Origin of the sequence: Mycobacterium sp. NAZ190054 (assembly GCF_001545925.1) — a bacterium.
In the GTDB taxonomy this organism is placed as follows: domain Bacteria; phylum Actinomycetota; class Actinomycetes; order Mycobacteriales; family Mycobacteriaceae; genus Mycobacterium.
Map to the genome: position 1 here is coordinate 1 of NZ_LMVQ01000141.1, position 9,248 is coordinate 9,248.

The following is a 9,248-nucleotide window of genomic DNA, read 5'->3' on the forward strand; positions in this document are numbered from 1 at the left end:
TGTCGGCACGACACTGGCGGCCACCATCACCCGCAGCAATCCGCGGGTCCGCAGCACAGCCATCGGTACAAACCCGGTGGGGCGCACTCGAACACGGGCGACCAGGCTTGGCACGCCGACCAGCAGCGGCGCCCCCCGACCTTGACCTGGTCGTCGGCGCGGCCGACGAAATACAGCCCGTCCTCTTCCAGCCGGACCAGGTCGCCGCTTCGGTAGGCGCGGGTCCACAGCGCCAGCGGGCTGGGGTAGGGCAGCGGCGCGTACTTCTCGGCGTCCTTGTCCGGGTCGAGGTAGCGCGCCAGCCCTACCCCACCGATGACGAGCTCGCCGACCTCGCCGATCCCGACCGGTTGACCGTCCTTGTCGACGACGGCGAGGTCCCACCCGGGCAGCGGCAACCCGATGCTGACCGCGCCGGCCCCGTCGAGCCTGGCCGCGCACGCCACCACCGTCGCCTCGGTGGGCCCGTAGGTGTTCCATACCTCGCGGCCCACCGAATCCGGACCCGCCGCCAGGCGTTCGGCCAGCTCCGGCGGGCAGGCCTCACCGCCGAAGATCAGCAGCCGCACCGATTCGAGTGCCTCGGCGGGCCACAGCGACGCCAGCGTCGGCACCGTGGACACCACCGTGATGTCCCGCGAGACCAGCCACGGGCCGAGGTCCATCCCGCTGCGCACCAGCGACCGCGGCGCGGGCACCAGGCAGGCGCCGTGCCGCCACGCCAGCCACATCTCCTCACACGAGGCGTCGAACGCCACCGACAGCCCCGCCAGCACCCGGTCGCCCGGCCCGAGCGGGCTGCCCTGCAGGAAGAGCTCCGCCTCGGCGTCGACGAACGCGGCTGCGTTGCGGTGGGTGACCGCCACTCCCTTGGGTGTCCCGGTCGACCCCGAGGTGAAGATGATCCATGCGTCGTCGCGGGCCAGCGGCGCGGTCGCCCGCCATCCGCGCGACGAACCGGGTCCGCGCACCAGGCCACGTTCGGTGATCACCGCGACAACATCGGCCTCGGTGAACACCAGATCGGCGCGGTCTGGTGGATCGTCGGCGTCGACGGGGACGTAGGCCGCACCGGTCGCCAGGGTGGCCAGGATCGCGACGTAGAGCGCGTAACTGCCCGACGGCATCCGGATGCCGATCCGGTCGCCGCGGCCGATGCCGCGGGCGCCCAGCCACGCCACGCTGTCCTCGACGTCGGAGATCAGTTCGGCGTAGGTGAGCTGCACGGTTCCGTCGTCGATCGCGGGAGCGTCGGGGTAGCGGCGGGCGGTTTCGTACAGGATGTCGATCAGCGTGCGCGGCGGCGGTGCCAGCTCCGACAGCAGGTACTGACTGGGGATCTCAGGGGTTCGATCCGCGGCTGTCACGGGTACAAACTACTAAGCGTTCGGAGTCGCCTCGTGCCGCCGGGCTGCTCGTTTCGCGTGTCGGCCGACCTGCTGGCACAATGGGCGGCTTGGAGGGGAGTATTCCTTCGCCACGGCGTCGTCATCACGTCGTCCCACCTGGGATGACCGGTGCTGTGGGCCTACCGCCGGTGGCGGTGGTGGAAGAGACCTCCGGCGTTTGACGACGACCGGAGGTTTGATGAACGTAAGTGGTCTCGAGTGGGGCATCACGCTCACCGTGACGATCGCGATCCTGCTCTTCGACGTGATCGTGATCGGACGTCGCCCGCACGAGCCGACCCGGCGCGAGACGGCCGGGTACCTGACCCTCTACATCGGCCTGGCGGTCGCGTTCGGGCTGTGGACGTGGTTCTTCCACGGCAGCCAGTTCGGCGTGGAGTTCTTCGCGGGCTGGCTCACCGAGTACAGCCTGTCGGTGGACAACCTGTTCATCTTCTTGATCATCATGGCCAGCTTCAAGGTGCCGCGGATCTACCAGCAGCAGGCGCTGCTCGTCGGCATCATCCTGGCGCTGATCTTCCGCGGCATCTTCATCGCGCTCGGCGCGGTCGCCATCAACCAGTTCTCCTGGGTGTTCTACATCTTCGGCGCGTTCCTGGTGTACACCGCGATCAAGCTGGTCAAGGACACCGACCACGACGACGACGGCGACAACGCGGTGGTGCGGTTCGCGCAGAAGCGGATGAAGTTCACCGATGAGTGGGACGGCGTCAAGCTCTGGGTCAAGGACAACGGCCAGCGGCTGATGACGCCGATGTTCCTGGTCATCGTGGCACTCGGCACCACCGACCTACTGTTCGCGCTGGACTCCATCCCGGCCATCTACGGCCTGACCCGCGAGCCCTACCTGGTGTTCACCGCCAACGTGTTCGCGTTGATGGGGCTGCGCCAGCTGTACTTCCTACTGGGCGACATGCTCAAGCGGCTCGTCTACCTGTCCCAGGGGCTGGCCTTCATCCTCGGCTTCATCGGGGTGAAGCTGCTGCTGCACGCGCTGCACGAGAACGAGCTGCCGTTCATCAACGGCGGCGAGCACGTGCCGGTGCCGGAGATCCCGACCCTGCTGTCGCTGGGCGTGATTGTGGTCACGCTGCTGATCACGACCGCCGCGAGCCTGTACAAGACGCGGGTGCACGATGTGCGGAAGAACGGCAGCTCAGAGAGTGATCGCGGGACTTCCGCCGAGGAAGCCGCCGCCGATCCGCATCACGATTCGACGCGCTGAGCGTGCGATTTTTGCACTCTCGCTGATTTCAAGACTGGGTCGCACCCGGCCGCGCTGGATAGCGTGGCCGGGTGCGGCTTTTCGTGGCAGAAGACGGTGGCGTGAGCGAGCTGACCGACGGCGACCAACAGATCGTCCGGGTGGCGGCCAAAGACCTGCAGCAGGCCCGCCGGGTGCGGGCCCGGATCCGGGCCGGCGCCAACGACGTCGCGGTCATCCTCGACGTGCGGGTCGCCGTGGCCGGTGACTTCCGGTCGGCGCAGCAGGCCTTCGGTCCGGCCGACGCGGAGACCGTGCACTACGCCGGCACCGTCGACGGCCTGGCCGGGTTGATCTCCGACATCGCGTCGGCGGAGGTGGCCGACGGGGTCACGCTGATCCCGGCCACTCCGAGGCAGGACCTGGGCCCGGTCGGGCGCGACGTGCTCGGCCGGCTGGCCGCGCGCGATCAGCCGCGCGCGTCCTGAAGCGCGGCGTCGATCAGCCTCGCGTAGCGCAGCGTGCGCGACGTTCCGGTGGTGCCTCCGCCCATCTTGTTCATCACGTACGCGAACGTCGCCCGCCGGTCGAGGTCCATCACCACCAGCGAGCCGCCCCAGCCGCCCCACCAGCACACCCTGCCGGCAGGCACAGCGGGCACGCTCTCGGGGGTGGGCAGCCCGAAGCCGATGCCGAACCGCAGCGGCACGAACAGCACCTGGTCCATGCCGCGGGACTGTTCGGCGAAGATCAGCTCGACGGTTCGCGGGCCGAGCAACCGCACCCCGTTCGCGGTGCCGCCCAACGAGATCGGCGACAAGGCGCGCACGAGCCCGCGCGCATTGCCGTGACCGTTGGCGCCGCCGATGTCGGCCCGGCGCCACGCCTCGGTCTCCGCGTGGGCCACCCCGTACGCGCCGGGTGGGAACGCCGCGAACGTCTTGACCGCGGGGTGGTCGGGCGGGAGCCGGTCCACGCCCCGGTCGCGCGGCGGGGGAGCGATGAGCTCGGCGATGCGGGCGTCATCCTGCGGGCGGGCCCCGATCTGCACATCCGCGCCGAGCGGCGTCGCGATCTCATCGGCGACGAAGTCCTTCAGCGACGTCCCGGTGATGCGGCGGACCAGCTCGCCGATCAGGTGGCCGTAGTTCATCGCGTGGTAGCCCGACGCGGTTCCCGGCGGCCACCACGGCGCCTGCGCGGCCAGATGCGCGGTGGCCCTGGGCCAGTCGTAGATGTCCTCCACGCCGAACGGGGTCTGCCACCCCGACACCCCCGACGTGTGGGACAGCAGGTGGCGCACCTCGATGCCCGCCTTGCCGGCCGCGGCGAACTCCGGCCAGTAGCGGGCGACCGGGGAGAACGGGTCGAGTTCGCCGCGGTCGACGAGCATCAGCGCCGCCAGCGCGGTCAGCGTCTTGGTGCAGGACCAGAAGTTGACGATCGTATCCTGTTGCCAGGGAATGGTTTTCGCGCGATCGGCGTGGCCGGCCCAGATGTCGGCCACCAGCTCGCCGTCGACGTCGACGGCGATCGACGCGCCCAGTTCCTCCCCGGCGGTGCTCTCGTCGGCCAGCGCAGCGGCCACCGCGTCGAAGCGGGAATCCCAGCTGCCGGCGACGTCGGTCATGTGACAGACCCTAGGCGGCGGCGTCCCATCGTCGCTGCACTCGGCGCAAGCCGTCGGGCGTGAGCCGGCCGAACAGGCGTAGCCGCGCCATACCCCCGTCGGGGTAGATGTCTAGCCGCGCCTCGGTGACCGGCCGGCCGGAGTCGATGAGGAAGCGGTGCCGGGTGTCGGGCCGGAGCTCGGTCTGTGCCAGCAGGTCGAACCAGTCGCCGTCGCCGTCGCGACCGCGCAGCCTGGCCGAGCCCGGCGCGTTGCCGATGAAGTAGGAGGTGTCGAGCTCGGCGGCGGCGATCAGGCCCTGGCCGGCGAGCCGCACCTGCACCCAGTCGTTGCCGGCGTCGCGCCGCCGCGACGTCTCCCAGCCCTCACCCATGGTTCTCGCCGTGCCGGGCAGTAGCAGGTTGTTCGGAGAGCTGTAGAACATGTTGGAGCACGCGGTGATCCGGCCGCCGTTCTCCAGCGCCGCGAGGTCCAGCGGAAGCTCGGTGAAGCGCGGATCCAGCAGTGCCTCGCCGTGCACGCGCAGCCGCGCGACGCCGCCGTCGGGATAGATGGCGAGGCGCACATGGGTCCAGCGGCGCGGCGACTCGACCGGGAACTGGTTGCGGGTGTCGCCGTTGACGGCGCTGCGCTCCACGATCGTCGTCCACGCCACCTGCTCGGCGAGCTCGCCGGCGGCCGGGTACCCATCGACGAACGCGGCCTGCACCGCGATCTCGGGCGGGTAGTTGCCGGTGAACCACGCGGTGTCCACCACCACCCCGCCGATCACGGCGGGTGCGCCGAGCCGCACGATCGCGGCGTCGTGGGAGTCGGCCGTCACGCCACGCCGCCTGCGGGTCTCCCAGCCGTCGTAAACCTGGCCCTTGTGGCCGAACGTGGCCGGCCGGTGTTCGGCGGGGCCGGGCTTGATCAGGTTCTCTTTCTCGGCGAAAACCTCGTCGTCGGCCCAGAGCACGGCCGCACCCGTCGGACGGGCGGCCAGGTCGGGAAGTGTCAGGAAGTGGGGATGACTCACCGGGCGAGCTTAGAAGACCTCACCAGTTGTCGTAGCCGCCCTCGGGTCCGAGCATGCGCTCCAGCCGGGTGCGGTTGATCCGGGCCAGTTCGTTGCGGACCACCTTGCGCTCGGTCTCGTAGTCGTTGTGCAGCCGGTCGTGCATCGTCTCGAGCACCTCGTCGGCGCCGTACCCGTTGACGAACATCACGAAGCCGAACCCGAAATGGTCCAGGTAGGTCTTCGACGCCGTCGCCAGTTCGGCCATGACCTCGGGGCGTTCGTCGGTGATCGCACACTGCTCGGCCCGCGACTTCTCGCTGCCCGGCCGTCTGCCGACGTCCGGGTAGGCCTGCAGGATGGAGTCGATCGACTCCTCGCTCAACCCGAACAGCAGCGTGTCGGCGAAGCGGAACAGCCGGTCATGGGTGTCGAACGGGCGTGCCCGGGCCAGGTCTGCGGCCAGCGGAACGCTGTAGCAGCATTCGAACACCGCGTGGACGGCGCGGCGCATCGGCAGGGCGTTGAAAGCGTCCAGCCCGATCCCCTGATGCAGGAACACACCGACATGATCGGACCGTCAAACGGCGCAGGCGTTACACCGTGTTACGGGCGTGCAACACAACGTGCGACAGTGCCTGAACACGCCGCACCGGCGCGACCAGACACAAAATTGCACGCCATCGGGCCCGAAGGTGCGAGTTCGTGTCTGCTCGCGGAAGGGAAGGTCAGTGACCCTCGGTCTTGAACCGCTCGATCGACCGCTGGACCTCGGCCTCGGCCTCCTCGCGGCCCACCCAGTCGGCGGCCTTGACGAACTTGCCCGGCTCCAGGTCCTTGTAGTGGACGAAGAAGTGCTTGATCGCGTCGAGTTCGAAGTCCGACACGTCGCCGATGTCCTGGATGTGGTCCCAGCGCGGGTCGGCGAGCACGCACAGCACCTTGTCGTCGCCGCCCTTCTCGTCGGTCATCCGGAACATGCCGACCGGCCGCGCCTCGACGATGCACCCCGGGAACACCGGCTCGGGAAGCAGCACCAGCGCATCCAGCGGATCGCCGTCCTCACCGAGGGTGTCCTCGATGTAGCCGTAGTCCGTCGGGTAGCCGAACGACGTGAACAGATAGCGGTCCAGCTTCACCTTGCCGCTGTCGTGGTCCACCTCGTACTTGTTGCGGGAACCCTTCTGGATCTCGATGAGGACATCGAACTGCACGCCATGACTCCTACTGTGCTGGGACCTGGGGCGTCTGCTGACGACGCGGCTCAACCCTAAACGAGGGATACGCTGCTCTACAGGGGTGGCTCGGCCAGACGATCGAGATCAGGAGAAACATGCGGCCCACTCGGTGGCGGCGATCCACGTACATGGTGGTGGGGGTGGCGGTCCTGGCGCTGGTCGTCGTGGTGGTCGCGGCCGCCGCGCTGGTGGCCACCCGGCAGACCTCCGACCAGATCGCCGTCGACCCCGCGCCCGCGCCGGCGACGGCGTCTCCGGGTGTCGTCCCGGTGTCGGACTCGGCGGACAAACCCACCCCGCAGGGCCTGACCCGCGCGCTGCGGGCGGTGCTGGCCAACCCCGATCTGGGTACGTTCACCGGACGCGTCACCGACGCGCTGAGCGGTGAGCAGTTGTGGGCGCAGGGCCCGGACGTGCCGATGCAGCCCGCGTCGACGAACAAGTTGCTGACCGCCGCCGCGGCGCTGCTGACCCTCGACCGCGACGTCAGGCTGACCACGCGGGTGCTGTCCACGGCGCCCGGGGTCGTCGTGCTCGTCGGCGGCGGCGACCAGACGTTGTCGGCCGCGCCGCGCAATGTCGACACCTGGTACCGCGACGCCGCGCGGATCGCCGATCTGGCCGACCAGATCCGGCGCAGCGGCGCCGACGTCACGAGCGTGCAGGTCGACGTCAGCGCGTACACCGGGCCGACGATGGCGCCCGGCTGGGACCCGCTGGACATCGACGGCGGCGACATCGCGCCGATCGAGTCGGTCATGCTCGACGGCGGCCGCACGCAGCCGGTGAGCGTCGAGTCGCGCCGGTCCAGAACCCCGGCCCTGGACGCCGGCCGGGCACTGGCCGTCGCGTTGCGGCTGGATCCGGCCAAGGTGACGGTGCGGTCGACGGCCGCCCGCGGCACCGAGATCGCGTCGGTGCAGTCTCCGCCGCTGATGCAGCGGCTGCGCGACATGATGAACTTCTCCGACAACGTGATGGCCGAATCGATCGGCCGCGAGGTCGCCGCCGCCCGCGGGGAGCCTCAGAGCTTCGCGGGGGCGTCGCGGGCGGTGCTCGACGCGCTCGACGACGCCGGCATCGACACCGCCGGGGCCCGGCTGCTGGACTCCAGCGGCTTGTCGATCGACGACCGGCTGACCGCCGAGACGCTCGACGAGGTGGTCCAGGCCGCTGCGGGGGAGTCCCAACCCGCGCTGCGCCCGCTGGTCGACCTGCTGCCCATCGCCGGCGGCAGCGGCACCCTGTCCAACCGGTACCTCGACACCAAGGAGGGCCTGGCCGCGGCGGGTTATCTGCGGGCCAAGACCGGATCGTTGACCCGCACCAACTCACTGGCCGGGATCGTCACCGGCGAGAGCGGGCGGGTGCTCAGCTTCGCGCTGCTGTCCAACGACGCCGGCCCGACCGGCCGCACCGCGCTCGACGCGTTCGCGGCCACGCTGCGAACATGCGGATGCCGCTCGTGAGCGCGTCGGGGTCCAAGCTCACCGTCGGACGCGCGGTCGACTGGAACCTGGCCGCCTCGCTCGGCGGCAAGCTGGCGCGTCCGGAACCGCCGGCCACCGAGTACACGCGCAGGCAGGCCGTCGACCAACTCACCGAGTCGGCCCGCGATGCCGAGATTCCGGTGCGGGAGACCACCGGCCTGATCGAGGGCGGCGAGATCCCCGAGGCGCGAGTGGTGAACCGCCCCGAGTGGATCGGCGCAGCGGCGCAGTCGATGCGGGCGATGACCGGCGGCGGTGACGCCGACGACGCCAAGCCGGGTGTGCTGACCGGCCGGATCGCCGGCGCGCAGACCGGCGCGGTGCTGGCCTTCGTGTCGTCGGGCATCCTCGGCCAGTACGACCCGTTCGCGCCGGGCGGCGGCGAACTGCTGCTGGTGTACCCGAACGTGATCGCCGTCGAGCGTCAGCTCCGGGTGGCGCCCAAGGACTTCCGGATGTGGGTGTGCCTGCACGAGGTCACCCATCGCGTGCAGTTCCGGGCCAACCCGTGGCTGGCCGGCCACATGTCGGACACGCTGGCCGTGCTGACCGAGGACGCGGGCGAGGATCTGCCCCGGATGGTCGGCCGGCTCGCCGGGTACGTCCGTGACCGCCGGTCCAAAACCGCTGAGAACGAAGCCGATTCAGGTGGCATCCTCGGCCTGCTGCGTGCCGTGCAGTCCGAACCGCAGCGCGAGGCGCTCGACCGCCTGCTGGTGCTCGGCACCCTGCTCGAAGGCCACGCCGAACACGTGATGGACGCCGTCGGCCCCGCCGTGGTGCCGTCGGTGGCCTCGATCAGGCACCGGTTCGATCAGCGCAGGCAGCGCAGGCAGCCGCCGCTGCAACGCGTGCTGCGGGCGCTGCTCGGCGTCGACGCGAAGCTGAGCCAGTACACCAGGGGCAAGGCGTTCGTCGACCACGTGGTGGGTCGGGTCGGCATGACGCGCTTCAACGCCGTCTGGGCCGACGCCGAATCCCTGCCGCTGCCCACCGAAATCGACGAGCCGCAGCGATGGATCGACAGGGTGCTGTAGCCGAGCTGCGCGCTGCGCTGACCGGCTATGTGCGGAAGCACCCGGCCGTATCCGGGCCGTGGTGCGTCGCGTTGTCCGGCGGCCCCGACTCGCTGGCGCTGACCGCGGTCGCGGCGGCCCTGCGGCCGACCATGGCGTTGATCGTCGACCACCGCCTGCAGCCCGAGTCCGGACAGGTGGCGGCGGTGGCCCGCGACCACGCGCTGACACTGGGATGCGTTGAGGCACAAGTGATCCCGGTGG

Annotated in this window: 9 protein-coding genes and 1 pseudogene; 5 read left to right on the forward strand and 5 right to left on the reverse strand. The window is 70.2% G+C overall.

Annotation, left to right across the window (positions count from 1 at the left end; all coding sequences use genetic code 11):
- Positions 1-125: 125 nt before the first annotated feature.
- Positions 126-1,367, reverse strand: a pseudogene (locus tag ASJ79_RS11865) (AMP-binding protein); the annotation flags it as partial.
- 220 nt (positions 1,368-1,587) lie between these two features.
- Here ASJ79_RS11865 and ASJ79_RS11870 point away from each other — a divergent pair.
- Positions 1,588-2,634, forward strand: coding sequence for a TerC family protein (locus ASJ79_RS11870; protein ID WP_067955336.1), 1,047 nt, complete (start codon positions 1,588-1,590; stop codon positions 2,632-2,634).
- A 101-nt stretch (positions 2,635-2,735) separates the two neighbouring features.
- Complete coding sequence (locus ASJ79_RS11875; RefSeq protein ID WP_231750829.1) at positions 2,736-3,101, forward strand: hypothetical protein; 366 nt, start codon at positions 2,736-2,738, stop codon at positions 3,099-3,101.
- On the opposite strand, the gene ASJ79_RS11880 is transcribed toward ASJ79_RS11875, so the two are convergent.
- The 4 genes from ASJ79_RS11880 to ASJ79_RS11895 all read right to left on the reverse strand — a co-directional run bounded on the left by ASJ79_RS11880 (position 3,083) and on the right by ASJ79_RS11895 (position 6,454).
- Positions 3,083-4,243: a serine hydrolase gene (locus ASJ79_RS11880; protein ID WP_067955340.1), complete on the reverse strand. Its 1,161-nt coding sequence runs from the start codon at positions 4,241-4,243 to the stop codon at positions 3,083-3,085. The two genes, ASJ79_RS11875 and ASJ79_RS11880, sit on opposite strands and share 19 nt — an antisense overlap.
- Before the next feature lie 10 nt (positions 4,244-4,253).
- Positions 4,254-5,261: an allantoicase gene (alc, locus tag ASJ79_RS11885; RefSeq protein ID WP_067955342.1), complete on the reverse strand. Its 1,008-nt coding sequence runs from the start codon at positions 5,259-5,261 to the stop codon at positions 4,254-4,256.
- A gap of 19 nt (positions 5,262-5,280) precedes the next feature.
- On the reverse strand, positions 5,281-5,802 hold the full coding sequence (locus ASJ79_RS11890; protein ID WP_067955344.1) for a 2-oxo-4-hydroxy-4-carboxy-5-ureidoimidazoline decarboxylase: 522 nt from the start codon (positions 5,800-5,802) through the stop codon (positions 5,281-5,283).
- 166 nt (positions 5,803-5,968) lie between these two features.
- Positions 5,969-6,454: an inorganic diphosphatase gene (locus ASJ79_RS11895; protein WP_067955346.1), complete on the reverse strand. Its 486-nt coding sequence runs from the start codon at positions 6,452-6,454 to the stop codon at positions 5,969-5,971.
- Positions 6,455-6,573: 119 nt separating this feature from the next.
- Between ASJ79_RS11895 and dacB the strand changes: the two genes are divergently transcribed.
- From dacB to ASJ79_RS11910, 3 genes are all read left to right on the forward strand, one after another.
- On the forward strand, positions 6,574-7,947 hold the full coding sequence (dacB, locus tag ASJ79_RS11900) for a D-alanyl-D-alanine carboxypeptidase/D-alanyl-D-alanine-endopeptidase (RefSeq protein WP_067955347.1): 1,374 nt from the start codon (positions 6,574-6,576) through the stop codon (positions 7,945-7,947).
- Complete coding sequence (locus ASJ79_RS11905) at positions 7,929-9,005, forward strand: zinc-dependent metalloprotease (protein ID WP_369803651.1); 1,077 nt, start codon at positions 7,929-7,931, stop codon at positions 9,003-9,005. The genes dacB and ASJ79_RS11905 overlap by 19 nt, the downstream gene beginning before the upstream one ends.
- The coding region (locus ASJ79_RS11910) for an asparagine synthase-related protein (RefSeq protein ID WP_231750830.1) at positions 8,984-9,248 on the forward strand (265 nt) is incomplete at its 3' end. The genes ASJ79_RS11905 and ASJ79_RS11910, both read left to right, overlap by 22 nt.